Annotated in this window: 19 protein-coding genes; 7 read left to right on the forward strand and 12 right to left on the reverse strand. The window is 71.0% G+C overall.

Annotated features, from left to right (window positions below; all coding sequences use genetic code 11):
* Positions 1–314: 314 nt before the first annotated feature.
* Positions 315–2,435: a glycosyl hydrolase family 18 protein gene (locus ACIRL2_RS08980; RefSeq protein ID WP_402231159.1), complete on the reverse strand. Its 2,121-nt coding sequence runs from the start codon at positions 2,433–2,435 to the stop codon at positions 315–317.
* A 294-nt stretch (positions 2,436–2,729) separates the two neighbouring features.
* Complete coding sequence (locus tag ACIRL2_RS08985; protein ID WP_395858791.1) at positions 2,730–3,629, reverse strand: lytic polysaccharide monooxygenase; 900 nt, start codon at positions 3,627–3,629, stop codon at positions 2,730–2,732.
* 813 nt (positions 3,630–4,442) lie between these two features.
* On the opposite strand from ACIRL2_RS08985, the gene ACIRL2_RS08990 reads away from it, so the two are divergent.
* A complete protein-coding gene (locus ACIRL2_RS08990; RefSeq protein ID WP_395858792.1) occupies positions 4,443–5,999 on the forward strand; it encodes a cellulose binding domain-containing protein in 1,557 nt (518 codons plus the stop codon).
* A gap of 192 nt (positions 6,000–6,191) precedes the next feature.
* Here ACIRL2_RS08990 and ACIRL2_RS08995 read toward each other — a convergent pair whose 3' ends face one another.
* On the reverse strand, positions 6,192–7,406 hold the full coding sequence (locus ACIRL2_RS08995) for an alpha/beta hydrolase family protein (protein ID WP_402231161.1): 1,215 nt from the start codon (positions 7,404–7,406) through the stop codon (positions 6,192–6,194).
* 351 nt (positions 7,407–7,757) lie between these two features.
* Between ACIRL2_RS08995 and ACIRL2_RS09000 the strand changes: the two genes are divergently transcribed.
* A complete protein-coding gene (locus ACIRL2_RS09000) occupies positions 7,758–8,246 on the forward strand; it encodes an SRPBCC family protein (RefSeq protein ID WP_402231163.1) in 489 nt (162 codons plus the stop codon).
* 58 nt (positions 8,247–8,304) lie between these two features.
* A complete protein-coding gene (locus tag ACIRL2_RS09005; protein WP_402231165.1) occupies positions 8,305–9,957 on the forward strand; it encodes a long-chain fatty acid--CoA ligase in 1,653 nt (550 codons plus the stop codon).
* Positions 9,958–10,105: 148 nt separating this feature from the next.
* Here ACIRL2_RS09005 and ACIRL2_RS09010 read toward each other — a convergent pair whose 3' ends face one another.
* The 5 genes from ACIRL2_RS09010 to ACIRL2_RS09030 all read right to left on the reverse strand — a co-directional run bounded on the left by ACIRL2_RS09010 (position 10,106) and on the right by ACIRL2_RS09030 (position 16,716).
* Positions 10,106–12,037 (reverse strand): LamG-like jellyroll fold domain-containing protein, encoded by a 1,932-nt coding sequence (locus ACIRL2_RS09010; RefSeq protein WP_402231167.1) that lies wholly within the window; start codon positions 12,035–12,037, stop codon positions 10,106–10,108.
* 484 nt (positions 12,038–12,521) lie between these two features.
* The gene (locus ACIRL2_RS09015) at positions 12,522–13,268 is read right to left on the reverse strand and encodes an alpha/beta fold hydrolase (RefSeq protein ID WP_395858797.1); all 747 of its coding nucleotides are present in this window, start codon (positions 13,266–13,268) and stop codon (positions 12,522–12,524) included.
* A gap of 157 nt (positions 13,269–13,425) precedes the next feature.
* On the reverse strand, positions 13,426–14,118 hold the full coding sequence (locus tag ACIRL2_RS09020) for an alpha/beta fold hydrolase (RefSeq protein WP_402231169.1): 693 nt from the start codon (positions 14,116–14,118) through the stop codon (positions 13,426–13,428).
* Between the two features lie 635 nt (positions 14,119–14,753).
* Entirely contained in the window at positions 14,754–15,854 is a 1,101-nt protein-coding gene (locus ACIRL2_RS09025) for a winged helix DNA-binding domain-containing protein (protein ID WP_395858799.1), read from the reverse strand.
* 439 nt (positions 15,855–16,293) lie between these two features.
* Positions 16,294–16,716, reverse strand: coding sequence for a VOC family protein (locus ACIRL2_RS09030; protein ID WP_402231171.1), 423 nt, complete (start codon positions 16,714–16,716; stop codon positions 16,294–16,296).
* A gap of 258 nt (positions 16,717–16,974) precedes the next feature.
* Here ACIRL2_RS09030 and ACIRL2_RS09035 point away from each other — a divergent pair, with 258 nt between their 5' ends.
* Positions 16,975–18,174 carry a helix-turn-helix transcriptional regulator gene (locus ACIRL2_RS09035; protein ID WP_402231173.1) on the forward strand — a complete coding sequence of 400 codons (1,200 nt, stop codon included), beginning with the start codon at positions 16,975–16,977 and terminating at the stop codon, positions 18,172–18,174.
* Here the strand turns inward: ACIRL2_RS09035 and ACIRL2_RS09040 are convergent.
* Entirely contained in the window at positions 18,127–19,605 is a 1,479-nt protein-coding gene (locus ACIRL2_RS09040; RefSeq protein ID WP_402231175.1) for a hypothetical protein, read from the reverse strand. The genes ACIRL2_RS09035 and ACIRL2_RS09040 overlap by 48 nt on opposite strands.
* Positions 19,606–19,837: 232 nt before the next feature.
* Positions 19,838–20,245: an ArsR/SmtB family transcription factor gene (locus tag ACIRL2_RS09045; RefSeq protein WP_402231177.1), complete on the reverse strand. Its 408-nt coding sequence runs from the start codon at positions 20,243–20,245 to the stop codon at positions 19,838–19,840.
* 106 nt (positions 20,246–20,351) lie between these two features.
* Here ACIRL2_RS09045 and ACIRL2_RS09050 point away from each other — a divergent pair, with 106 nt between their 5' ends.
* Complete coding sequence (locus tag ACIRL2_RS09050) at positions 20,352–21,245, forward strand: NAD(P)-dependent oxidoreductase (RefSeq protein ID WP_402231178.1); 894 nt, start codon at positions 20,352–20,354, stop codon at positions 21,243–21,245.
* A gap of 188 nt (positions 21,246–21,433) precedes the next feature.
* Here ACIRL2_RS09050 and ACIRL2_RS09055 read toward each other — a convergent pair whose 3' ends face one another.
* Positions 21,434–21,754, reverse strand: a complete 321-nt coding sequence (locus tag ACIRL2_RS09055; protein ID WP_395858805.1) for a DUF6191 domain-containing protein — start codon at positions 21,752–21,754, stop codon at positions 21,434–21,436.
* A 544-nt stretch (positions 21,755–22,298) separates the two neighbouring features.
* Between ACIRL2_RS09055 and ACIRL2_RS09060 the strand changes: the two genes are divergently transcribed.
* Positions 22,299–22,646: a hypothetical protein gene (locus tag ACIRL2_RS09060; RefSeq protein ID WP_402231180.1), complete on the forward strand. Its 348-nt coding sequence runs from the start codon at positions 22,299–22,301 to the stop codon at positions 22,644–22,646.
* 327 nt (positions 22,647–22,973) lie between these two features.
* On the opposite strand, the gene ACIRL2_RS09065 is transcribed toward ACIRL2_RS09060, so the two are convergent.
* Positions 22,974–23,858 carry an aldo/keto reductase family oxidoreductase gene (locus ACIRL2_RS09065; protein WP_402231182.1) on the reverse strand — a complete coding sequence of 295 codons (885 nt, stop codon included), beginning with the start codon at positions 23,856–23,858 and terminating at the stop codon, positions 22,974–22,976.
* Between the two features lie 93 nt (positions 23,859–23,951).
* On the opposite strand from ACIRL2_RS09065, the gene ACIRL2_RS09070 reads away from it, so the two are divergent.
* Complete coding sequence (locus ACIRL2_RS09070) at positions 23,952–24,815, forward strand: LysR family transcriptional regulator (RefSeq protein WP_402231183.1); 864 nt, start codon at positions 23,952–23,954, stop codon at positions 24,813–24,815.
* Positions 24,816–25,036: the final 221 nt, after the last annotated feature.

Below are 25,036 nucleotides of genomic sequence, written 5' to 3' on the forward strand. Positions count from 1 at the left end.
AGTGCACCGCGCGGCTCTCTGTGACTGATCCGCGCGGCAGTCTCGCGTGTCGGGTCGGTGCGTTCGGCGGCACCACGAGCGGCACCCGCGGGCGTCGTCGTGCGGGTATTGCCCGCGGGTGCCGCCCGAACGCACCGACGCCGAGCCGACCCGGTCGCGTCGAGACCTTCCACCGCTCTCACGCCGACGACCGGCCGCCGGCTCACGGTGGGGTCGCGAGCCGACGACCGGGGTTCATGAGCGATCGACGGGACATGCGCTGCCGGCCCCGCGGACCCGATCGGATCCGCGGGGCCCGCTCCGGCGAACCGGGCTCAGCTGATCGCGAAGTCGTCGCCGTAGACCGAACCCTGCGCGTACCAGCCGTGCAGGTAGACGGTCACCGAGCCGGACGCGCCGACGGTGAACGGCACCGTCAGCTTGGTCCACGTCGCCCCGGGCGAGGCCCACGTGCTGCCGCTCGCGCCGCCGCTGACGCCCAGGTACGCGTAATTCCCGCGGACCCAACCGGTGAGCGTATGCGTCGAGTTCGGGGCGAGTTGCAGCGTCTGCCGGCATTCCCCGGTCTGCGCCGGGCCGGCCGCCGCCTCGATGGCGTGGGTGCCGCCGTGCGCGACGGTGGTGACCACCGCGCCGCCCGGCTGGCAGGTCCACGGGCTGAGCGTGCCACTCTCCAGGTCTGCGTTGAGCAGGCCGCCGCCGCTGATGGCGGTGACGGTGAGCAGGTAGGTCGCGCTGTGTGTCGCCGAGGGACCCACACCGGTGACGGTCAGCGGGAAGGTGCCCGTTTGCGCGGATGTGGACACGGCGATGCTCAGCGTCGCCGACGAGCCCGCGCTGACCGACGTCGGATCGACCGTCGCGGTGACCCCGATGGGTGCACCGGTCACGGTGAGCGCGACGTTCTGCGCGCTGCCGGCCGTGACCGCCGTGTTGATCGTCGCCGTGCCGGTCCCACCCTGGGCGACGGTGCCGGACGCGGGTGCGACGAGGATGGAGAAGTCGTCGGTGGTCGGCCCGGACGTGACGGTGAGCTGGTAGGTCGCGCTGTGCGTCGCCGAGGGCCCGACTCCGTTGATCGTGAGCGGATAGGTACCCGGCGTCGCGGACCCGGAGGCGGCGATGTTCACCGTCGCCGACCCGCCCGCGGTGACCGAGGTCGGGGTGATCGTCGCGGTGACCCCGGTGGGCGCGCCGGTGACGGTGAGCGCGACGTTCTGCGCGCTGCCGGCCGTGACCGCCGTGTTGATCGTCGCCGAGGTGCTCGCGCCCTTGGCCACCGAACCGGCCCCTGGACTGACCCCGAGCGAGAAGTCGTTGGTGACCGGTCCCCCGCTGGTGAAGGGCGCGAACGTACGGGTGAACTGCCACAGTTCCTGCGGGATGCCGGAGCAGTTGTCGGCCGCCCCGCCGCCGGGGCAGTTGCCGTTGTCACGTTGCAGGGCCCACATCGACAGGGTGCTGATGCCCTGCGTCCTGGCCCAGTTGTAGACGGTGACCGCGTCGGCGGTGGTGAAGGTCTCGGCGGGGCCGAAGTCGTCCACGCCGGGCATCACGGTGACACCGACCATGGCCCACAGCTCCGCCTGGGTCTTGGTCGGGTACAACTGCGCGAGTTGGTTCTTCAGGCCGGTCGCGGCGGTCTTGGCGTCCTCGGCCATCTGGTGCGGCTGGTTGTCGTAGTAGTCGAAGGTCATGATGTTGACCACGTCGACCTTGGTGCCGTTGGTGACCGCGTTCTGCAGCACGGCCAGGCCGCTGGGGGCCAGGCCCTGCGTCGTGGTCGGCAGGGTGTACTGGATCTGCAACGGCCGGCCGGTGCTCGCGGCCCAGGCCTGTACCTGCTTGAGCGCCTTGTTGCGCCGGTCGATGCCGGCGGTATTGGTGAGCGAGTTGTCCTCGACGTCGAGGCAGATCCGGGTGAGGTCGTAGGTCGAGATGACGTTCTGTATGGCACTGGCGATCGAGTTGACGTTGGTGCAGCTGTCCGAGATCTCGGTACCGGTGTTGCCCGCGGTGTAGCCGCCGAACGACGGGATGACATCGCCACCGGCCGCGCGGATCGTGGCGATGTCCGCGCCGAACGTGGACTGCGAGATCGGCATCCCGGTGTCGCCGTTCCAGTACGGCGTGCAGGATCCCCGGCTCGGGGTCTGGATGAAGGCCATGGTCAGGTACTTGGCACCGGACTGCGCGGACAGCGTCGCCGGGCTCTCGCCGGTCCACGCCTCGAAGTACGGCGCGAACACGCGAGCGGGCATCGGCGTGCCGAGGGCCTGCTGCGCGGCGGCGGGCGTCGCGGCGGCGGTGGCGGTCGTGGTGGCTGTCGTCGGTGCGGCGGGCGCGGCGCCGCCCGCGGACAACACGAGGCCCAGCGACGCGGCTGCGGTGGTCAGCACGGTCGCCAGGGCGCGGAGCGGATGTGCTCGTCTCATCGGTGCTCCCGTTTTCGAAGGGACGGGAAGGGACGGTGCCGGGTGGGACGGGACGGTGATGCGGGGCGGCGGATCCGAGACGGTGGTGCGGTGGTGCGATGCGATGCGGCGTGCGCGGGTGCGGCATCCACCGGCGCCGCGGGGCGCGGTGCACGGGGATGGGGCGGGGTGCGTGGGGCGGCGGGTCGGGCGGGGAGTTGGCCCACCTCCGGCCCGGCGGCGGCCGTCGGGTTGGTCGGGCCCGTCGGCTTCGTCCGGACCGGAGGTGGCATCTGTGGGGCGTCGGCGCGTGGTTCAGCGCCGCGCGTGGGCCTCCCGGCGCCGGTTGGTGAGCACCAGGACGCCGCCGCCGAGGACGATCAGCGCGCCCGCTCCCGCCGCGCCTACGCCGGCCGCGCGTGGCACGCCGGCGGGGCCGTTGTCCGGCACGGCCGCGGCGACCGGGGCCTCGTGGATGGTCTGGTGGTTGTGTCCGGCAGGCTCGATGTACGGCGCGCCGGTCTCGTGCGCGAGCGGCGCGGTCGCCGCGTTCACCCGCGCGGCGGCGGGCGCGGCGCCGAAGACGACGTCCGAGCACGAGTAGAACGCCTCGGGACTGTCGGTGCGTTGGTAGACGACGTAGATCAGATGGCGACCGGTCTTGCCGGTGGGCATCCGGCCGTTCATCACGAACGACCCGTTGTCCAGTGGCGGGTTGGTCTGGGTCAGGAACGGAGTGGGCTCCAGGTCCGACCACTTCAGCGGCACGGTGGGGTCGTAGCCGTCCCGGGTCACGTAGAACTCGAAGGTGCCCCGGTGCGGGGAGGTGGCCCGGAACAGGAAGTTGAACGTGCTGCCCGCGGCGACGGTGGTCGCCGGCCAGTCGGCGCGCGCCTGGTCGAAGCCCTTGTACTTGTCCCGCCCGGCACTGCACAACTTGCCGTCGGGGATCACTTGACGATGCCGGCCGGCAACGTCCGCGAGGTTGACCTCGTTCCAGTCGTACACGGCCTGCGTGCCGCCGATCGCGACCGCGGCCTTGCACGCGGCGGACGTGGGATTCTCCGGATTCTCGGCACGACACGTGCCGGTGCGGCTGAGCGGATTGCTCAGCGTGCCGTGTGCCTGGGCCGTGCCGGTGGAGAGTGCGGCGATCGTCAGGGGCGCCAGACAGCAGGTCGCGGCGAAAGCCGCCACCTTGCGGCGAGACTTCATGAAGCCCTCCGGGTAAAGGAGTTGCCGAAAACGCGGACGTGCGGGAGGCCTCGTACGGGAGCCCTCGGATGGGGCGGATCGGCGCGGATGGGACGGTCGGCGCGGACGGGTGGGTCGACACGGGTGGGGTGGGTCGACACGGGTGGGACGGGGATCCGCGACGGCCGCGACGGATCCCGGTGTTCCGGCATACGGGTGCCGCCGCCTGCGGTCCGGCGGGACAGGTATAGACCAATGGCGTGGCGGTACTCAGAGTCGCCGTGCTCGACCGGTCGCGCAAGAGCACGGAGCCGGTCTTTCCGAGGGGATCGGGCCGGGAAGGCTTCATTAATCCCCAACCGAGGTGTCGCGAACTCCGTCGAAAACTCGGCTTGGCCTGCATCGCTCCACTTCTGACGCACCGTCAGATGTGTCGTCATTGTGGCGAGGAAAAATTTCCCGCGCCCCGGAGGCGTCTTGCCAATACTTGCCGGGCGGCTCGAAAAAGTGCCCGCGCACCTATGGACGGGAACAGGGTTGGTATAGACCATTGTCCGTGCAAGGAGGCAGCGACAGCCCACCGTCCGGCCGCGAGCGGTGGCGCACGCCAACCGGCGGCGCGCGCCCGGCATGTCCCACCTCCGCATCCCACACCCCACGTCTCTCGTCCCCCGACTCGTGTCCCCCGACTCGCGTCCCAAGACGTGTCCAGGAGCCGGCTCGATGATCCCTGTGTTCCGCGCAAGACACCGCAACTCGCGCTCTCTCAGGCCCCGTTCGTCTCAGACGGGGCATCCCCACCGCACCCGACGCGGGTGGCGCGCACTCGCCCGGGTGCTGGCCGCGACCGTCGCCGCACCGATCGCGCTGGTGGTCCTGCCCACCGGTGCCGCCCACGCCGCGACTCCCGAAGCGACCTTCGCCAAGGCGTCCGACTGGGGTTCCGGCTTCACCGGGCAATACACGATCCGCAACCAGGGCACCGGCACGCTCACCGGGTGGCGAGTCGAGTTCGACCTGCCCGCCGGTACCACCGTCGGTTCGTACTGGGACGCCCTCAAGACCGGATCCGGCAACCATCACGTATTCACCAACCGCGACTACAACGGCACCCTCGCGCCCGGCGCCTCGGTCACCTTCGGCTTCCTCGGCGCGGGGCCGGGAACTCCCGTCGACTGCAAGCTCAACGGCAACCCGTGCGTGGGACCGGCCGTACCCGACACGACCCCGCCCAGCACACCGACCGACCTGCGCGTGTCCACCGCCGGCCCGTCCGCGCTGGCCCTGGCCTGGACCCCGTCCACCGACAACGACCGGATCACGGGCTACGACGTGTACGTCGCGGGCGTGGCGACCGCGACCACGGCCACGGCAGGCGTCACCCTGTCCGGGCTGACCCCCGGCACCGACTACCCGATCAAGGTCCGCGCGAAGGACGCATCGGGCAACGTGTCCCCGTTCACGCCCGAGCTGATCGCCCGTACCACGACGGGAGGCGGCGACCCGCCGGGATCGGTGCGCAGCGTCCCCTACATCGACATCACCGCACCCACCCCCACCCTGACCGACGTGGCCGCGGCCACCGGCCAGAAGTTGTTCACGCTGGCCTTCGTATTGGGCAGCAACAGCGGCTGTGACCCCAAGTGGGGCGGCACGATCGCGCTCGACGAACCGCGCATCGTCAACCAGATCGCCGCGCTTCGTGCCCAGGGCGGTGACGTCGTGGTCGCCTTCGGCGGAGCGGCCGGCCCGTACCTGGAGGCGTCCTGCGGCAGCGTCGACACGCTCGCCGCCGCGTACACGAAGGTGATCGACACGCTCGGCGTCAAGCATCTCGACATCGACATCGAGGCGTCCATCCCGATCGGCACCATGAACAAGGCACTCGCCAAGGTGCAGCGCGACCGGCCGGCCACCACCGTCAGCTTCACCCTGATGATCCAGGGTGACGACTACGGACTCACCCCGGCGCTGGGCGTCGACCTGCTCAAGAACGCGCGCGACAACGGGGTTCGAGTGGACGTCGTGAACGCGATGACGATGGAGTTCGGTACCTCGCGTCCGGTCTGGGGCGACGCGGTGATCGCCGCGGCCGAATCGACGCTGCGTCAGATGAAGGAGATCTGGCCCACCAAGTCCGACGCCGAACTCAAGGGCATGCTCGCGGTGACCCCGATGATCGGCCGCAACTTCAACGGCAAGATCTTCGTCCAGTCGGACGCGACCAAGCTGGTCACCTGGGCGAACACCAACCACATCGGTCGGCTGGCGTTCTGGTCGGTGGGTCGCGACAACGGCTCCTGCCCCGGTGGCGGCGTCTCGCCCACGTGCAGCAGCATCAGCCAGTCACCGTACGAATTCACCAACCTCTTCAAGAACTTCACCGGCTGACCCGACGACCTCGCATCGGTCGACCCCCTTTCGGCCGGTGCGTCCCGAGCCCGGCGGCGCCCACGCGGCGCCGCCGGGCCACACTCCTTTCGGGGCGGGCGGACCGTCTTCGGGTCCGGAGGGTCGGCCTGGATTACTCGATCCGAAGGCGGTCGGGTCCGTTCCGGGGAAGGGGATCGGCTCGAAGGCCCGTCACGGGTTGTGGAATCGCACTTCCGGATCGGCCGACGTGGGGCCCGTCAGCCGGGGCTGGGGAACACACTTCAGGTGGAGTTCGAAGAACGCCCCGACGTAGACACGGGTCAGGTCCAACCCGCGACGGCCGGTGAGGGTGGTGGGCGGTGACGGGGTTCCGGGCGGACCGAGTTCGTCGAGGAAGACCGGGAAGTCGGTAAAGGTGTAGTGGTTCGCGCCGGCCACGGTCAACCACCGCTTCCAGCCGTCGAGTCGGCTCCATGCCTCGTCCCAGCTTCGGTCCGTGCCACCGGGACGGTGCGTGTCGTCGTCCGTGCCGAGCATCAGGAACGGCCCTCCGTGCAGGCCCTCTTCGGGTACGGCGGAGTGGAACGCGCCGTCGATGTTCAGGCCCGCCCGGATGCGCGGATCGACCGCCATCGCCGCCGCCGCACTCGCGCCGCCGATCGAGTGGCCGACCATGCCGATCCGGCTGCGGTCGATCAGGGCGGCGTACCGCCAGGCCGGGCGTGATCCGGTGAGCCGATCCAGGACGAAGGACACATCCTTGGCCCGGCCCGCCGTCACCGCCGCGAGATCCGCCTCGGTACGCGCCTTCTCGCATGCCACGCACGTGAGCATCCGTCCACCGGGGAAGGCCGTGCCCACGGACTCGTAGGCGTGGTCGACGGCGGCCACCACGTACCCCCGACTCGCGAGTTCCTCGGCCAGGCCGGTGAGCGTGCAGGCCGAGACACCGAATCCCGGGGACAACACGACCAGCGGAAACCGGCCACGCGCGGGCCGTGCGTCGACCGCGACGTCGATGCCGGTGGCGCTCAGCGTCTCGGCCGGGAGCACGCCGCCCAGCCCACGATCCGCCACAAGCAGCCGGGCCTCCTCGAGCGTGGCGTAGCGCGCGGGCGTACCGGTGCCGGGCCGGGCCGGATGGAACATGCCGACCATCAGTTCACGCGCTTCGGCCTCCGGCACCCACGGGTCGCGCCGGGATCGGTCGACGAGGTGGAGGGTTTCCCGGCCGACGGCATGGGGGCCGGTGGGACGGGGCAGCGAGGTGCGCGGGGTGGCGGCGGAGCCGGCGGACACCTTTGTCGTGGTGGGGGCGGAGGCGAAGGCGGGCGATGCCGCTGTTGTGAGCAGGGCCAAGGCGAGTGCCAGGGAGAGGGCGAGAGCGAATGGTGCGGCCCTCCGGCGTGGTGGGGATCCGGTCATGGTCCGATCCTGGAGCCCTCGAATGCTCGCGCACATCGGCCGACCGGTGCAGCGCCGCAGGCGATCCGGATACCTCCCACGGGGCACACGACCCTCTCACGGACGACGACGATGGCCGTGACCCGTTCGGCCCGCCCGAACACGGGCCGCCCACTCCCGGTGAGCGGCGGGTGTCGTCCGCGCGGAGCCGACCGGCGGACCGGCCCACCTCCGGGTGGTTCGGCACGCTCCTACGGCGTGGCGCGCGCACGGTACCGGACGACCGGGCCGAACCGTCGGATAGTTGGACGAAGGCGATCCCCGGGCATCGGTCGCCCCGTGAGCGATGCCGCCCCACTTGGGAGAAACCCCGTGTCCGACACGCAGTTCACCTATGTCCTGTACATCCGCACCACCCCCGAGGTGTTGTGGCACGCGCTGACCGACCGGACCGAGATCAGTCGCTACTTCGACGGCTCGGGACCGGAGTCCGACTGGCAGGTCGGCTCGCCGGTCCGCTGGTCGATGGCGCCCCGGATGGCTCCCCGCGACGCCGGCCAGGTGGTCCTGACGGCCGAACCGCCGGTCCGACTGGCCTACACCTGGCACAACTACGAGCCCGAGATCGGCGAGATGTTCGGCTGGAGCCCGGAACAACTGGCCGAGCACCGCCGGGAGCCGATCTCCCGGGTCTCCTTCGACCTGGTACCGCTCGGCGAAGTGGTCGCGCTCCGTGTCCTGCACGACGGCTTCGCGGCCGATTCCGAGATGCTCAAGAGCGTTCGGGAGGGCTGGCCGATGATCCTCTCCAACCTCAAGACGCTCCTGGAAACCGGCGAACCGCTGCGCTTCGGCGCGTAGCCCCGGTCGGATGATGGTCGCGGAAAAGGCCGGAAGCCGGGGAAAGGAGCACCGTCGAATGACCTCCCTGTCCCTCGCCGCGATCCTCGCCGAGGCGGCTCGGCGCAGGCCCGATCACATCGCACTGGTCGAGGGCGACGTGCGGATCGGCTTCGCCGACCTGTGGCGCCAGGCCCGGGTGCAGGCCGCCACACTGATCCGAATCGGGGTACGGCCGGGAGACCGGGTCGCGCTGATGGCACCCAACACCGCCGAATTCCCACGCGCCTACTACGCGATCCTGGCCACCGGGGCCGTGGTCGTCCCGGTCCATCTCCTGCTCACCTCGGACGAGACCGCGTACGTGCTGCGCGACAGCGGCGCGAAGTTGCTGCTGTGCCACGACAGGCACCGCGCGGTCGGCGAACGGGCGGCCCGCGCGACCGGGGTGCGGATGCTCACGATCGGGCGGTCGGAGGAAGCGGCGGGCGACCCCATCCCGAACGACATGGGGATCACGGGGATCGCGGGGATCGAGGAGGTCGCGGGAACCGAGGAGGTGGGGATCGCGGGAGCCGAGGGGATCGCGGAAGTCGCCGCCGTTACCGAGCGGTTGGAGGAACTGGGCGACGCGGTCGAGCCGATGGTCGGGTATGCCACCCGCGCCCCGGAGGACCCGGCCGTCGTGTTCTACACCAGCGGCACCACCGGCACGCCCAAAGGCGCCGTGCTCAGCCACCTGAACCTGGTCATGAACGCGACCGTCAGCGCACTCGACGCGAACCACGCCCTCCCGGACGACATCGCGCTCGGCGCGCTTCCGCTGTTCCACGCGTTCGGCCAGACGGTGAGCATGAACTCGACCTGGCGGGTGGGCGCGACCCTGGTCCTGCTGCCGCGCTTCGACCCGGTAACGGCGATCGCGCTGATGGTCGCCGAGGGCGTCAACACCTTCCACGGCGTGCCGACGATGTACATCTCACTGGTCGACGCCGCCCGCACCGCACCGGCGTTGCCCGAACTGCGCCTGTGTCTGTCCGGCGGGGCGTCGTTGCCCGTACCGGTGTTGGAACGGTTCCAGGCGGCGTTCGGCGCCATCGTGTACGAGGGGTACGGCCTGTCCGAGACGTCCCCGACCGCCTCCGTGAACCAGGAGGTCTTCGGCGCCAGGCCCGGCACCGTCGGACACCCGGTGTGGGGCGTCGACGTCGAGATCGCCCGGGCCGAGACCGAGGACGCGATCGAATTGCTGGCGCCGGGCGAGTCGGGCGAGATCGTCGTCCGGGGCCACAACGTCTTCACCGGCTATCTGAATCGCCCCGAGGCCACCACCGAGGCCCTCGTGGACGGCTGGTTCCGCACCGGGGACGTGGGCATCAAGGATGCCGACGGGTACGTCACGATCCTCGACCGCAAGAAGGACATCGTCATCCGAGGCGGCTTCAACATCTACCCGCGCGAGATCGAGGAGGTGCTGCTGCGCCACCCGGCCATCTCCCAGGCCGCGGTGATCGGCCTGCCGGACCGGCTGCTCGGCGAGGAGATCTGCGCGGTGATCGTCCTCGCCCCGACCACCGACCCGCCCCCGACGGGGGCCGAACTCATCGCCTGGGCCCGAGATCGCATGGGCCGCCACAAATATCCGCGCCGCGTCGAGTTCGTCACCGAACTGCCTCTGGGCCCGAGCCACAAGGTGCTCAAACGCGAACTGCGAGCACGATTCGGCGGTTGAGGGGCGGGTGGGGAGCGAGCGTCGCGTCGTCGCGACGCTCGCTCCCGACCGATCCCGGTGGATCGATGCCGCGGGTCGGATTGCTCGGGTCGACGGCTCGGGTCGATGGCTAGGAGCCACGCGTCGAACCCACGCCACGGATCGCCGGTTACCGGGCGATCATGAACGCGTCCGGCCGCAGCGCGCGTTCGACGATCCGCACGTCCCCCACCCAGGCATTGATGGTCTGGTCGAGCTTGCCGTCGTACGCGTAACCGCCAAGCATCCACGGCAGGTTGAGCGTGGTGAGGCCGATCGAGCGTGCCGTCGGGTTGCGCACCACCGGGCAACCGTCGACGTACATCGTGGTCTGCCGCGCGTCGTTGACCACGGCGACGTGCCACCACGTGTCCAGCGCCAACTCGTGGCCCCAGTTGGTCGCCGACCCGTCGCTGTTCAACGGGTAGACACACCACTGGAGTTCACGGCCACCGGACAGGCTCAGCGTGACCACCGGCTCCTGCGGATCGCCGTTGGGCTTGCGGGCCTCGCCGCTCATGCCCCAGCGGCTCAGCAGCGCCGACCAGGCGTCGCGGCCCCCGTCCCAGTCGGCGGGCAGCTTGAAGAACGCCTCGATCGTGTATCCGGAACGGAACGTCGCGGTGTTCAACGGGGCTCCGGCGGCGGTCTGGAGGTGGCCGCCCCGCAGCGGGGACTTGCCGCCGGCCAGCCGGATGCTGCCGTGCCCGGGCTGATCGGGGTGGTACTGGTGGGACCAACTGACGGCACCCGCCGCGGCTCCCGGCGCCGGCACCAGCGTGAGATCGTTGCCGCGCCCGGACAGGTCCGCGAAGCGCTGCGCACCGGGAATCGGCGCGCCGTCCTGGTGCGCGCCGTCGAAGCGCCAGTAGGCGACCGTGCCGGGCACCACCAAGCGCTGCGCCGGGCGGGCCGGGCGCTGGGGTATCGGGGCGAACCGCGCGAAGCGCTTCTCGAAGTCGATCGGTACCGAGAAGTAGTCCTGCGGTCCGGTCAACTCCATCTCACGGCGTTCGAGTTCGTTGAGCCCGCGGTTGCTGCGCCCGAGGATCCACGGGGAGAGCGTCTCGACGTCGATCGTGTCGCGATCGAGGTCGAAGTGGTAGAGCCGGATCATCGCGGCGCCGCCGAAGTAGCGGTTCTGGTAGTTGGTGATGTGCAGGTGCACCTCACCACCGGCGTCGTTGCGCTGCGTGGTGCGACCGGCGGGCCAGTAGTGGCCGTTGAGCGTGAGGAAGATCTGATCGCTGCTCTTGATCAGGTCGTTCCACAACTGCCTTCCGTGCTCCGAGAATTCCGCCTCCTGGCCCGGCCGGTCGGCCGAGACCAGTTCGTGGGTGGTCAGGATCACCGGCGTGTGCGGGTGCTCGGCCATCACCTTCTTCGCCCACGCGATGCCGGCCGGCGAGGGCCGCCAGTCCAACGCGAGAACGAGCCATTCCCGGCCCGCCGCCTGGAACAGGTGGTAGGTGTTGTATCCGTCCGGGGTCGCCCCGCCGAAGGAGCGTTTGCCGCGGAAGCGCTGCGGGCCGAACGTGTCCAGGTACGGCGACCGGCCGCGCCGGTCGTCGGTGTTGGAGTCGATGTCGTGGTTGCCGGCCATCACGCTGTACGCGACGCCCTTGCGGTCCAACAACTCGAACGCCCGGCCGATCCCGTCGAACTCGGCCTTGCGGCCGTTCTGCGTGAGGTCGCCCAGGTGCGACATGAAGACGATGTTGTCGTCGCGGGCGTGCTCCAGGATGTACCGGAAGGACGCCTCGATCGGAGCGGTCGTGATGCTCGCCTCGTCGAACATGTACTGCGTGTCGGGCATCACCACCAGCGTGAACCGTCGACTGTCCCGATCCGGACGCCAGTCCGGCAGGTGCTGCGCATCCACCGCCCCCGCGGCGGCGGCTTCGTCGTCGGCTGCCGCGGCGGCGGCCGGCGAGATGCCGACCGCACCCACCACGGCGGCGCCGGCGCCGGCCAGGGCCGCGGAGCGCAGGAACGCCCTCCGGGCGGGCCCGGACAACGGTGTGACGGGCTGGGCGCAATCGTCGTCGTGCTGTTGGCACATGGTGGTTCTCCGGCGCTGTCGGTTGGGGGGCATGCGCACGGTATTGGGTGGAAAACCCATGTGGATCATCCGTATCGCCAACAACGGACGTCGACCGTGTGAATTCGCGCCGTGGTGGCAGGGGGCGCTGATCCGGCCGGTCATGGGGTGCTCTGTGCTGTGCTGTTTCGGATGACGGCGGGGTTGGCGGGCGCGGCTGGGTGGCCGGGCGCTCGGGGGCTCGGCCAGTCGGGCACGCGCGCAGTCGAGCGCTCGGGCGCTCGGGCGGTCAGGCAGTCGGGCAGTCGGGCAGTCGGGCAGTCGAGCGGTCGGGCACTCGCGCAGTCGCGCGCTTGGGCGCTCGGGCACACGGCGGAAGGGACGGGAACGAGTACGGGCGTGGGTCGTGGGTCCGAGTGCGGCGGGCGGCCGGCGACGGGCCGCGTGCGGGAGGCCGGCGTCCGGCGTCCGGGTGTGTGTACCCGGGTCGCGCGGATGTCCGGGGTCAGTGCGGGTGGCGGTCTTCGCGCGGAGGGGTGCGCAGGAAGGTCTGGACCACCTCGGTGAAGGCGTCCGGCTCGACGGCATGGATCAGGTGGCCGGCCGGGATGGTCACCACTCGGGCATCGGGAAGGCGACGGGACCACTCGGTGATGCGCTCGTACGGGATGTGACTGGTCGAACCGCCGGCCACGGCGAGGGTGGGGGCGGTGATCCGGCCCAGGCGGTCCCACCACTGCGGGTCGGGGCTGTCGATCTGCTTGCGGATGGCGACGACCATGTCCCAGTCGAAGCCGAGTTCGCCTTCGGGTCGGCTCGGCGGCACGGCCTCGCGCGGCAGCGGGACGGATACGTCTTCCAGGACCAACCGGCCCACCCGATCCGGATGTTCCTGCGCGATGAGATAGGCCACGATGCCGCCCATCGAGTGCCCGATCAGGTCCACCCGCTCCAGACCGAGCGCGTCCAGGAAGCCGACCAGGTCGTCCCGCATGAGTTCGAGCGAGTAGTCACCCGGCCAGTCGCTGCGCCCGTGCCCACGCAGGTCGACCGCGTACACCCGCCATTGTTCGGCCAGGGTCTCGGCTATCCGGGCCCAGTCCCGCGCATCCTCGCCGAGCGCGTGCAACAGCACCAGCGGTGGGGCCTGCGGCTCGCCCCACACGTCGTGCACCAGGCGAATCCCGCCCACCTCGACCACGCGCGACGCACCACCGGACTCACCACTCGACACACCACTCGATCGCCCCATATCGGGACCATATCGATGGCACGCACGTCGGCGAATCGAGTTCGCTCCGGGCCGAACCGGCGCGCCGACGCGCCTCCCGCGTGGTACCGCCGCTCGCCCGGGGCGATCGGGCGGGGGCGTACCGCGCGGGAGGTCGGCCCGCTCCGCCGGGAGTGGGTCAGATCCAGCCGTCGAGCGACTTCAGGAACGCGTCGAAGTCGTCGCGGTGGATGCAGTGCGCGACGTCGTCCACCACACGCACCTCGAAGCCGTTCGCGCGCAGCTCCTCGTTGAGCTCGGGCGTCATGATGAAGCTGTTCGCCGCGGACTGGACCAGACTCGGCACCACCGGCGCGGCGGGGACGTACTCCCCGTCGAAGCCGCCGAGTTCGGCCAGGAAGCTCAGGTCGAACTTGCGGAAGCCCTCGAGTTCGGCCCGCACGTCCGCCTCGGACCACCTCGGGTTCATCGCACGAATGCTCTCCGAGGAGGCGTTGGCCACCATCGCCCGCATCCCCTCGTAGGCCCCGGCGGGCACGGTGGCAAGCCGAAAGCCCGGGTCGGAGTACACGGCCTTCCCCGGCCGCAACCGCTCGACGGCCAACGACAGCGCGAGCGCGCCGAGCGAGTGCCCGATCGCCACATCGGCGCCCACGGGCAGGCTCTCGACGAGGTCGTCGGCCATCAACTCCGGCCTGTACTCGCCTCGCCCACTCAGCCCGTGCCCCCGCAGGTCGGGCGCGTACACCCGATACCCCCGCGCCACGAGCACATCCTCCAACGCGTGCCACGTCCCGTGATCCGACATCCCTCCGTGCACGAGCAGCGCAACCTTGTCCCCGTCCCCACGCTCATGAACATGCAACTTCACAACGACCCCTTCCCAGCCGACCCACCCGACCGAACCAACGCTGACACGATTCAGCAACTCCTCGGGATGCTACTCCACCCCCACCCAAAACAACCAGACACCCCAACCAGGCCGCCCCCAACCCAACAGCGGCGCGGCACGAGGTACCCCCGGGCACGGGCGGCAGCGAGCCCGACGGCGAAGAACCCGGAAGCCACGTCGGATGGCAGCTTGCGAGCCACCGGATGCCGGTCTCGGGGAGCCCGGCACGGGAGGGCCCGGTCGCCCTGCCCCAAGCAGGCCAGGCGGACCCGAACGGAGGCGCGAGCACAGGCGCCGACGCAGCGTGGAACGGGGAGGGCCACGCCCAGCCGGTCATGCGCGGGGCGGCGCAGGCGACCCGGTCGCCCAACAACCATCGGCAGCCGGGCGTCCGGGGTCGAAGGACTGGGACGGCACGAGGTGCGCCACGGCGCAAGGGGCAGCGGGCTCGACGGCGAAGTGGTCGTAAAAACGGAGTAGGGCGGCAGTGTGCGGTCAGGCGGCAGGCGCCGGCAACGGTGCCGCTGGGTGAGACCGTGTGCACTGGGGGCGTCGGGGGCGCCGGGGGCGCCGCCGAGGCCGGAGTCGTGGACGCGGATCGTGCTTGCGGGTGGTCAGTCGGTCGGTGGGTCGATCCGGATTCGGTGGCTGTCGTTGTCGGAGAGGAACCCGGCCAGTTCCTGGCCCTGTTCGGTGATGGCCGTGCGGTCGGCTCGGGAGAAGGGGCGCAGTGGGGTGACCACCACGGTGCCCGTCTCCACGGTCCAGGTCGCGGCGACCCGACCGTCGACCAGGACGACGCGCGCACCGGCGACGGACAGGCCGCGGTGTTCGTAGTCGATGATCCGGGTGCGGTCGTGGTAGCCGAGGATCGCGTTGTCGAACGCCGGCAGGAACCGTACCGGGGCGGGCGTATCGGGATCCGGACGCGGCGCGTCGGCAAGGTCCAACAGTTCCCGGCCCCGCTCGTCGCGGAAGCTCACCAGTTCCTCCCGGACCGCGGCGATCGCGGCCGGCAGCCCGGCGAGCCCGCACCAGGCGCGCAGGTCGGCCGAGGCGGCCGGCCCGAACGCGGCCAGATATCGCCGTACCAGCGCCCGCCCCACCGGATCGGACCCGTCCGGCGCCGGCGGATCCACCTCGCGTCCCAGCCACGTGGCGAGCGGAAGGTGGCGTACGCCCGCTCTGGTGCGCCACACTCCGCGCGGCGGCAGTTGCGCCATCGGGACCAGGGCGCTGATCACCATCTCCCCCAGCGCCCGCGGTTCCGTCTTCGGCCACGTCTCGGCGAGCGCCCGCGTGATCTCCGCCGTCGTGTGGGGTTCGCCGTCGGCCATCACCGCCCGGCCCGCCGCGGCGAGCGCGTCGAGGTCCACCCCGTCGAGATCGCGACGGTAGACGCCGAGGACCCGTTGGCGCAGCATGTCGTCGTGGCGCGCCCGCCAGGCCAGGACGTCCTCGGCGGTGACCAGATGGACGGTGCGGCGCATGAGACCGGTCCGTACCACGCGCCGTCCGGTCAGCAGACCCGAGAGCACCGCCGGATCGAACGCCCGCAGCCGCGACCAAAGCCCGACGAACGGCTCCTGCGGCTCCTGCGCCTGCAAACCGCACAGGTGCGCGACGGCGTCCAGGGTCGGTACGTCCGCGCGATCGAGCAACAACTGCCGGGCCAGCGTCGCGCGGTTGAGCGCCCGCGTGTCGAGAACGGTCATCGGCCGCACACCGCCGCGCACTCGTCGACGGCCCGCCGGCGCAGCGACACCGCGGCGATGCGCGGGGCAGAGCCCCGGGACGGGCCGCACGTCATCGTGCCCGGGCAGTGCGGACCGACCCGCGTTCGGGTCCGTCCCAGGGGCCGCATCCTCATGGTGGGTGTTCCCTTCGATGGCTTGTCGGTGCCGGTCATGGTTTCTTCGGTCCCGCACGAGACTCCGGCGGTGGCGCTCGGCCGCTCCGTCGATCGCGGCGGTCGCACCCGTCGCGTTCGTCGTTCGTCGGTCTTCGTTCGTCGTTCTTGGTTCTGGTCCGGTTCCGGTTCCGGTTCTTCAAGTGCCGTCCCGCCGCACTGCCGCCTGGTCACAGGAGCGTCGCCCGGCAGCGTGACGGGAAGGGGCGGACGGCGCGCGCGCCTCCCCATCACGCTCGCCGCTCTCACCCGCTGTACGGACTCGTCACGTCCAGCACCCAGACGACGCCGAAGCGATCCGTGAGCATCCCGTAGAGCGGAGCCCACTGCGCCGGCGCCAACGGCTGCACGATGCTCGCCCCGACGGAGAGCTTCTCCCAGTACGTCGTGATCTCCTTCGTGTCCTCGCCGCGCAGGGAGACGAAGAACGAGTTCACACCCCGATCCCACGGCATCCCCGCAGGCACGTCGTACGCCATCACGTGGAAGCCGTTGTCCGCGACCACCTGACCCCACATCACCTGCCCCGCCGCGACGGGATCCGACACGTTCCCGGCATCCCCGTACGCGACGACGGCGATGTCACCACCGAACACGGACCGGTAGAACTCGAGCGCCGCCCGAGCCTCGCCCCGGAAGTTCAGATGAGTGACCGACTTAACCGACATCCTGGCTCCTGACCTTCGATGATCGCCTTCTCCGGACACCATGCGGCGCCCGCCGTACCGAACCGCGGACCACAGGCCACACACCGCGGCCCGCGCACCGCAGAGCGCGCACCGCTCACCACGGACCGCGATCACGTCGACGGTGTCTGCCGGGAGCGGGTGCCCCGGCTGGTCCGTGCGTTCTCCCCGTCCGGCCCGAGATCACAGTCGCAGCAGAAGAGGTCAGGTTGTGGCCGCTTCTCCAGGCATCATGGAGCCATGCAGAAGACCTCGGCCCGATTGCTCTCGCTGCTCTCGCTTCTCCAGGCGCGCCGGGACTGGCCCGGGGCGCTGCTGGCCGAGCGCCTGGACATCAGCCCGCGCACCGTGCGCCGCGACGTCGACCGGCTGCGCGAACTCGGCTACCCCATCGTGGCCTTCAAGGGACCCGACGGCGGGTACCGGCTCGACGCCGGCACGGAACTGCCGCCGCTGTTGTTCGACGACGAGCAGGCCGTCGCCCTCGCCGTCGCCCTCCGGATCGCCACCACCACCGGTGCCGGTATCGAGGAGGCCGCCGCACGCGCGCTGACCACCGTCCGCCAGGTCATGCCGGCCCGTCTGCGCCGGCGCATCGACACCTTCGAGGTCACCGCCGTCGAGCGACCCACGGCCCGACCGAACCCACAGGTCGACAGCGGCGTGCTCATGACCCTCGGCGCCGCGGTCCACGCCCGCGAAGTGTTGCGCTTCGACTACGCCCGCACGTCCCCGCCGGAAGCCGGCGCAGGCGAGGACGAAGGCGAAGGCGAAGGCGGCCAAGGCAACGCCAACGGCAACGGCAACGGCAACGGCAACGACGAACGCCGTGCGCTCCCCCTTCCGCGCCGGGTACAGCCCCACCACATCGTCACCTGGAGCGGCCGCTGGTACCTCGTCGCCTGGGACCTCGACCGCGAGGACTGGCGTACCTTCCGCGCCGACCGGATCACCCCGCGCACCCCCACCGGACCCCGCTTCACCCCGCGTGAACTGCCTGGCGGAGTCGACGTGTCCGCCTTCGTCGCCGGCAGGTTCCACGGCTCCGACAACTCGACCGACTGGCCCTGCCGCGGCGAGGTGATCCTCGACCTGCCCGCCGCCGACGTGTCCCGCTACAGCCGCGACGGGCTCGTCGAGGAACTCGGCCCGCACCGCTGCCGGTTGCTCCTCGGCTCGTGGTCGTGGCCCGGTCTGGCCGCCACCATCGGCGGCTTCGACGCCGACATCGAGGTCGTCGGCCCGGCCGAACTCAGGGACGCCTTCGCGCACTTGGCTCGCCGCTACGCCGAAGCCGCGACCAACACACCCACCACGCCGCACCCGACCCGAGCCGGCGAGCGTCCCGACCCTGCGGGTTCGGAGGTCGGCCCGGGTTCGGAGGCCCCGGGTTCAGAGGCCGGCTCGGGCCAGGATGCGGGACATCGTCGCCTCGGGTAGTCGGGTGTACCGAACCACCGCCTCCGCAACCCTGGGGTCCGGGTCGCCCAGCAGCGCCAGAGCGCGTGATCGGCTCAGCCGGGCGTTGCCCGCCGCGCAGACGCGCACTCGGGACTCGGGATCGTGGCTCAGGCGTTCGACCAGGTCGGGCGAGCTCCGCCGGCTCAGCGCCGCGAGCGCGCGCAGGTGCGGGTCGCGGGAATCGGCGAACCGGCGCAGCGCCGCAGGCGGAAAGCGGGGATGGTCGATCGCCGGCCCGCCCGGCCCCCGGCGCAGCGGCGGTATCCGGCCCACCAGGGGTTGGGTCGGGGCGTCGGGGTGGTGCTCGGCCAGGATCCGGCGTACGCGGTGATCCGGGTCGGTCCCGAGCCGGGCCACGGCGTACGAGGGAAGCGCCGGGCTGCACGCGACGCTGCGGCGGAAGGCGGGATGCGGGCTATCCAGGTAGCGCAGAAGCAGGTCGACGTCGTCGAGGCGATCGACGAGCCAGTCCACCGTATCCACGGCGTCTGCCGGCCACGGGCGAATCGCCGCGCATTCCTCGGGCCCGACGTCCGGACGCATCGCCACGTGACTGCGGACCGTCGCCGAGACGTCCTCGGCAAGCAACACGCGCGTCGACGCGGGCAGGGTCGGATTGGCCGCGACCGCGGCGCGTACCCCCGGATCCGGGTGGCCCGCGAACTCGGCCGCCTCGGCCGCGTCCAGCGGCGCCACCAGCGCGAACCGCCGGGCCGACGACGGGTCGTCGAGCAGCGCGCGGCGCACCTCCGGGGTGGGCCGATGGCCCGGTACATACAGCGCGAGGTCGCGGCGCGTGGCCTCGTCCGCAGTGGCTTCGAGCATGGTCCGAGCGACTGCCGGGAGCGTACTCCAGCGCTGCAACAGGCCCAGTCGGACGAGCCGGTCGCGGTCCCGGGCCAGCAACTCGACCAGGTCGTCGGGGAGATGGGGGACGAGGGTGAGGACCCGGCGCACCTTCGGATCGAGGTCGATCGCCAGGCGAGCATAGACGGCATGCGGGAGTTCGGGAACGTCACCGAGTCCGCCGAGTCCTCCGAAGCGCGCCTCGACGCACGCGCTGCGGATTGCCGGATCCGGGTCGTTGTGCAGGGCGATCCGAATCTCCACGGCCCGGTCGGATCGATCGAGCAACCGCTCACGCACGGCCGAATCGGGATGGCCGAGCAACCGCCGTACCACTGCCTTGGGCAACCCGGCACGCCCACCGAGGGAAACGAGCGTGAGCACATCCTCACTCTGCGCCAACCGCTGTAACAAGGCGTCCGGGGTATGCGAATTGACGGCCAACATCGCGGCCAACCGAGCCCACCGCTCACGGGATCGCTCGACGAGGCTCCAACCGTCGACGCCGGAACCGCAGCCGTCGCAGTCGCCGCCGCCGCCACCACCACCGTCGGAGATCACCATGAACTCCCTTTATCCATAGGCCAGTTACCAAGGGAGTCCGGATGACGGCCGAGATACTGCGCAGCAGAGCCCGATGACCGGCACCTATGGCCGGCGGCACTCCACACTCGGCAAATGGGACTCGGCACTCGACATTCGGCGCATGGCGTCACTCTCCGCGATCGGCGTCAACACAACCCGCTATCGGCCACGCGACCCGCCCCCTCACCACGTCGGGCAGGCTGCCGCGCGCTCACAAGCCGAGCGGTTGGTCGCCCCTCTCGCCCATCGCCTCGGAGGCACCCGAAGCCTCCGCCGCCTCCACGGGCCCCGTCACATCCGGCGACGGGAGGCCTTCGAGACGGATCAGGTTGGCCAGAAGCCCCGGAAACCGTTGATCAAACTCGGGTTCACGAAGACGCAACAGCATCCCGGTGCCGGTGTTGCGTTGCACGATCAGGCCCGCTTCGCGCAGCACCTTCCAGTGGTACGAGCGGGTGGACTTGGTCCCGGGCACCGCGAACGCCGAACACGGCTGCTCACGGTTCGGGTCCGCGGCCAGCGCGACCACCACCGCACGCCGGTGGTCGTCGGACAGCGCGGCGAAGACCGCGCTCAACGGCACGTCGTCGAGCGACGGGTGGTGCATCTGGACGGGCATCCCGCATCCGCTCCTTGCTTCGACCCCACGGTTGCCGGCGCATGCCGTGGGTGTCTACGGTACCTGGGTACGAAGATTTTCGAACCACCTGATGCGGAGCCATGCCATGACAAGCACCCAACCCGCCCCGATCCGACCCACCGTCGCCGTACTGGGCACCGGCATCATCGGCGCCGCCATCGCCCGCAATCTATCCCGGGACGACTTCCCGGTGCGGGCGTGGAACCGTACGCCCGACAAGGCCGCGGCACTGGCCACCGACGGCGTGACGGCCACGGCGTCACCCGCCGAAGCGGTCACCGGCGCGGACATCGTGCTCACCGTGCTCAACGACGGCCCGCGTGTCCTGGACGCGATGCGCGCGGCGGCACCGGGTCTGCGCCCGGGCACGGTGTGGGTGCAGATCAGCACGGTCGGCGTCGACGCGCTGGACGACCTGGTCATCTTTGCCCGCGAACACGAACTGACCCTCGTGGACGCCCCGGTCCAGGGCACCCGGGGACCCGCAGAGCAGGGGCAGTTGGTCGTCCTGGCGGCGGGCACGCCGGCGATTCGGGAAGCCGTACAGCCGCTGTTCGACACGATCGGTCGGCGCACCCTGTGGGTCGGCGAGGACGGTACCTCCGGCGCGGCCACCCGACTCAAGCTCGTCCTCAACACGTGGGTCCTGGCGCTGACCCACGGCGTCGGCGAGGCCCTGGCCCTGGCCAAGGGCTTGGACGTGGACCCGCAACTTTTCCTGGACGTCGTCGGCGGCAGCCCGATGGACAGCGGCTACCTCCAACTCAAGTCCGCCGCCATCCTCTCCGACGACTACACCCCCAGCTTCTCGGTGGACAACGCGGAGAAGGACGCACGCCTGGTCCTCCAGGCCGCCGAACACACGGGCATCCGCATGGACGTGGTCGCAGCCGGCGCGGCTCGCTTCCGCCGTGCTTCCGAACAGGGCCATGGCGACCAGGACATGGCAGCGGCCTACTTCGCCGCCTTCGACAAGTAACCCAACCGCGCGTCGCCCCGTATCCACATCCATAGCCACATCCATCCGACGGCGCCTCCGCCCGGGCCACGCTCGGCGCGGATCGCCCTCCCCGACACCAACCGCCTTTTCCCGTCGGACGGTTCCAATTCAAACGTGGTCACCACACCGCGCAGCCGAGCGCGGAGAGTGGGAGCGCTTCCCACCTCCTACCGATCGGCCCGCGGCATGCGGACGACTGCCGTACCGCGCTCCAGATCCACCGTCGTCCGGTTCGGTGGCGCCCCGTCCTCCTCGTCGTCCCGCAGCAGCAGCGCCGTCTGCCGCTCCTTGAGCTCGCTCTGCTTCCCCGGCGAGAAAGTGGCATGCAGTTGCTCGAAGCCGGTGGCCGAAACCTGCCCCCGACTCCCGCTGTTCCGCCACGGCAACAGCCCCGCCCGCCCGGCCCGAAGCATCATCTGATCGACGAACGCCACGACCGTCAGCAGAACGACCATGGTCGGCAGTGTCATGAAGACAACGGGTTCCATGTCCTCAGTATCAGCGCCGCCGCCCCGAACCTCACCCACCTCGCGCGGAACTTTCCGTCCTCGTCGAAACAGTGAGCACGAAGCGAACAGCCCCTCCTCGCAACGCCTTTTGCCTTCCACGCTCCCGGCTGGACGCCCCTCCCGCACCCCCCACAACCACGCCGGGGCGAACCGGGCGGGATGGGCCGGGGCGGGGCGGGGTGGGGTGGGGTGGGGCGGGTCGGGGTGGGCCCGGACCGAGATGTGGCGGGGCGAACCGGACGGGATGGCCCGGGTCGGGGCAGGGTGGGCCCGGACCGAAGTGAGGCGGGGCGGGGCAGGGCGGGGCGGGCCCGGGCCGAGATGTGGCGGGGCGAACCGGGCAGGGTGGGCCCGGGTCGGGGCCAGGCCGAGGACCAAGCCGGGGGCGGGCCATGGTCACGGCCGGGGCCGGGGGCTCACGCTGACCTCCGCACGCCCACGCGGACGACGATCACCGGCACGTATTCGCCGAGTTCACTTCGGCGTGGCCGGCGTGGCCGCGCCCGGACGTAGGCTCGACGCCATGGGTGGCTTCCTGGGATTCCTGACCGTCGCCGGTTGCCTCGGCACGATGCTGGCCTGCTGCGTGTGGCTGGCCTCGCACGTTCGACGCCGAGGACTCGCCGGCGCGGCCATCCGCAGGGCCATGGCGTCCTACGACGAGGCGCTGCACGGCACCGCGAACGACGCCCACCTCGAGATCCAAGTCCAAGCACAGCGCAAGGTCCCGATGCGCTCCCCCGACGACCCGTGGCATCCTCACCGAGCCGAACTCACCCGCCCGGAGCCGCCGCACCACCCTGCCCACACCCGGCGGCCCCACCGCCCGCGCCTCCTTGCCCGCCTCGCTCGCCGCCACCCGCGCCGCTGACCGAGCCAGTTGGGCGACGCGCCCCGAGACCGGACCACCCATCCACCCAGGCCACGGCACGCTCGGGACCGCCCTCGTCAGCGAGCCCAAGGCATCAACCCAGAGCACCCGACCAAAACGAGAGCACCGCTCCGAGACGCAGGCACGAGACCGGACAAGAGCGGTGCTCCAAGACGCGGCGCGCGCGTGGAAGCCACCTGACCGGACACAAGGGGGGTCGTCGGACCCGGGCACTGTGTGAACGCGCCTGTCGGTCACCAACGATGAGGTCCGCATCGCGCCGCCACCGGCCTTTCGTCCAGCCTGCCGGGGCCGGGCCGTGTCCTGCTAGTGGCCGATGTTGTCCAACTCGGTGAGGTCCTCGTCGGAGAGCGGGAGTTGCGCGCCGGCGACGTTCTCGCGCAAGTGCGCTGTCGACGAAGTGCCGGGGATGAGCAGGATGTTCGGCGACCGCCGCAGCAGCCAGGCCAGGGCGACCGACATCGGTGTCGCGTTCAGCCGGGTGGCCACGGCGGAAAGAGCCGTGGACTGCAGCGGGGTGAAGCCGCCGAGCGGGAAGAAGGGCACGTAGGCGATGCCCTTGTCGGCGAGTTCGTCGATCAGCTCGTCGTCCTGACGGTAGGCGAGGTTGAACATGTTCTGTACGCACACGATCGGCGCGATCGCCTGCGCCTCGGCGACCTGTTCCGGTGTCGCGTTGCTCACTCCGAGGTGTCGGATCAGGCCCTGTTGCCGGAGTTCGACGAGGGTCTCGAAGGGCTCGGCGAGCGAGCCGGGACGAGGGCCCCGGGCGTCGCCGAGTCGGAGATTGACCACGTCCAGCGTATCGAGGCCCAGGTCCTCGAGGTTCTCGCGGACGGCGTGGCGCAGGTCTTTGGGCTGTCGGGCAGGGGGCCAGCCGCCGTGCTGATCGCGGACCGCGCCGACCTTGGTCACGATGTGCAGCGATTCGGGATAGGGATGCAGCGCTTCACGGATCAGCCGGTTGGTGACGCGTGGTCCGTATGCACCGGCGGTGTCGATGTGGCTGATCCCGAGGCCGGCGGCCTCGCGCAGGACGGCGATCGCACCGTCGCGGTCGGCGGGCGGGCCCATCACCCCGGGACCGGCGAGCTGCATGGCGCCGTAGCCGAAGCGGGTGACGGTCAGGTCGCCCAGGGTCCAGGTACCGCCGGGCAGTGCGGCGGAGGGAGTGTTCACGGTTTCGCTCATGCCGTCGATGTTGGCTCGCGGTCGAGCGGTGCATCCAATACTGATGCAGCGCCCTGTCATACCCGGTAGGTATCACCGAGCTAGGCTGCGCCCATGGACACCTTGGAGACCCGCGAGCTGAGGTATTTCATCGCCGTCGCCGAGGAACTGCACTTCGGCCGCGCCGCCGAGCGCCTGGGCATGGCCCAGCCACCGCTGTCCCGGGCGATCCAGCACCTCGAACGGCGCCTCGGCGTCTCGCTGCTGAAACGCGACCGCCGCGGCGTCGCCCTGACCGTCGCCGGAGAGATGTTGCTGCACGAGGGCCGTGCAGCTCTCGACGCGACCATCGCCGCCGCTCGCCGCACCCGTCGCGCAGGTGGCGCCGACGGTCCGGGCGGCCCCCGCAATCGCGTGGTGCTGGCGGTGAAGGCCGGCGCGTCTCACGAACTGCTGCACAAGCTCCTCGACGCCTACGCGGCCGAGCCCGATGCCGCCGAGATCGAGGTGCTGCCGAGTGGCACCTGTGAGCAGGGCGAGATGTTGCGTGACGGCCGTGCCGATGTGGCGCTCATGCACGCGCCGTTCAACTCCCTCACCGGGTTCGACAGCGAGGAACTGATGACCGAGGGGCAGATCGCCATCCTGCCCGCCGGGCACCCCCTCGCCGCGCGCAAGACGCTGTCCCTGGCCGAAGTCGGCGACATCCCCGATCTTCCACTCGCGCGCTGGTCCCGCGACGGCACGTACCCACCCGGCCCGGGCCCCGAGATCCACGACCAGACGCAGCTCGCCCAGCTCATCGCCCTCGGACGCACCGTGGCGGTCTTCCCCGACTCCGCCCGCGCCTGGCTATGGGCCGAGCACACGGCCGTCCCCTTGGCCGACGCGTCCCCCGTCGTCACCCACATCGCGTGGCCCGCGCACAGCCGCTCCCTCGCCCTCGCCGGGCTGATCCGCACGGCCACACGGCTTTGACCCGCCCTCGCCTTCCGTCGCCCCGATACGCCGCCTGACGGCCGGCTCCCACACCCCACCGCCGCTGCCCACGGGCACGGGCACGGGCACGGCCGCGACTCCGTGGACTGCCGACCTTCGCGCCGCGGCAGCGAGTGTGGCGGGCCGATCATCCCGCACTGGCTTGCCGCATCAACTCGTCGTCGTTGACGTCCCTGCACCGCTCCACAAGCAAGAGCATG

Origin of the sequence: Embleya sp. NPDC127516, assembly GCF_044765325.1 — a bacterium.
Classification (GTDB): domain Bacteria; phylum Actinomycetota; class Actinomycetes; order Streptomycetales; family Streptomycetaceae; genus Embleya.